The organism is Streptomyces capoamus (genome assembly GCF_014654935.1).
In the GTDB taxonomy this organism is placed as follows: domain Bacteria; phylum Actinomycetota; class Actinomycetes; order Streptomycetales; family Streptomycetaceae; genus Streptomyces; species Streptomyces capoamus.
In genome coordinates, this window is record NZ_BNBF01000024.1 from 28,580 (window position 1) to 30,199 (window position 1,620).

Here is a 1,620-nt window from a genome sequence, read left to right on the forward strand (position 1 = left end):
GACTACACCGCTTCGAAGGCGAGGTCCTCGTACGCGGACAGTCCGCCCCCGTACGCCGTCGACGCGCTCTTCCGGGGCGGTGAACAGCGGTCCAGCTCGCACCAGATGCTCTTGCCGGCACCCTCGGGGCTCCAGCCCCAGCGGTCGGCCAGGCAGTCCACGAGGGCCAGGCCCCGCCCGCCGGTGGCGTCATCGCCGGCACACCGGGGCACGGGGGCGCGCGAGCTGCCGTCGGCGACCTCGACCCGGACCGTGGCCGACGCGCACTCCTCGGCGACCGGGGCCGGCAGACACAGCCGCAGCACGGCCGGCCGGCCGGTGTGCACCACGGCGTTGGTCACCAGCTCGGAGACGAGCAGGATCAGGGTCTCGGCCAGCGGCTCGTCGGCCGTTATCCCCGAGCCGGCGAGCCGCGAGCGGGCCCACCTCCTGGCCCGTCCCACCTCCTCGGGGTCGGGCCGGATCTCCAGCTGCACTTGAAGCACCTGCACCGCTCACACCATCCGAACCGGCGGATACATGACCCCACGTCGACCGCGCGCCACGGCGTCAGCCGCGGCGGCGATCGCGACGAGGGCCACGATCGTAGCCATTTTCTGCATGGCCAGAACAACGGCCAGAGCAGGGGTCACGGACTGTGACTCCCTTGCGAGACAGCATGGTTGACGTACAGTCACCCCAACAAGCGCTTCGGGCATATTCCCGCGCGAAGGAGTACGCGTGAGGCATACTGTGCGACGCTCGTGCCGGGGAGTCGAACAAGCGGCGGTCACGACCTCGACCGCCCCGCGAGCAGCGGCGGGCACCGCGCGGCCCGGCGCCGTCCCAGGGGGACCGCCGGCCCGGCTCGTACGCGCAGCCACTCGCATCCCACACAAGGTACCCGAGCCCCCGCCCGACTCCGAGCCGTGACGAGTCTCGAGCAGGACACAACCCGATATCAACGCTCTGTGATTCCGGTACGCCACGATCCGCGACATCGTGGGCCAAGGCTTTTGGGGCATCCCGGCCCGGCACGCCGTCGGCGCTTCAGTCCGGCAGTCCGGCGGCGAGCAGTTCCGCGCCCTGTGCGCCGCCCCCGGCCCGTCGCGCCCGCACCCACGCCCGCTTCAGGTGCAGGTGCACGTCCGCCTCCCAGGTGAAGCCCATGCCGCCGTGCACCTGGAGGCAGTCGCGCGCCCCCTGCACGGCGGCCTCGTCGGCGAGCAGCCGGGCGGCGGCGATGTCGGCGGGGTCGGCCGTGACGGCGGCGGCGTAGACGGCGACCCGGGCGACCTCGACGCGCACCAGCAGGTCGGCGCAGAGATGCTGGACGGCCTGGAAGGCGCCGATCGGCCGCCCGAACTGCTCACGCGCCCGGGCGTGTTCCACGGCCAGCTCGCACACCCGTCCAGCCGTGCCCAGCTGTTCGGCAGCAGTGAGGAGCACGGCGACAGGGTCCGGCGGATCGGAGACGGTGCCTGGCGGGCCGGTGACGGGGTCCTGCGGGCCGCTGACGGCGCCTGGCAGGCCGCAGAAGGGATCCGGCGGGCCGGCGACGGGGTCCGGCGGACCGGCAACGGCGCCTGGCGGGCCGGAGACAGGGGCCGGCGGACCGGTGGCGGTGCCTGGCGGACCGGA

3 protein-coding genes are annotated in these 1,620 nt (G+C 73.6%); all 3 read right to left on the reverse strand.

The window, feature by feature from the left end:
* Window positions 1–2: 2 nt before the first annotated feature.
* Window positions 3–476, reverse strand: a complete 474-nt coding sequence (locus IE312_RS30360) for an ATP-binding protein (protein ID WP_189985535.1) — start codon at window positions 474–476, stop codon at window positions 3–5.
* Between the two features lie 18 nt (window positions 477–494).
* A complete protein-coding gene (locus IE312_RS30365) occupies window positions 495–632 on the reverse strand; it encodes a hypothetical protein (protein ID WP_189985477.1) in 138 nt (45 codons plus the stop codon).
* A gap of 397 nt (window positions 633–1,029) precedes the next feature.
* Window positions 1,030–1,620, reverse strand: a 591-nt coding sequence (locus IE312_RS30370; protein ID WP_370467633.1) for an acyl-CoA dehydrogenase family protein, incomplete at its 5' end; no start/stop codon positions are given.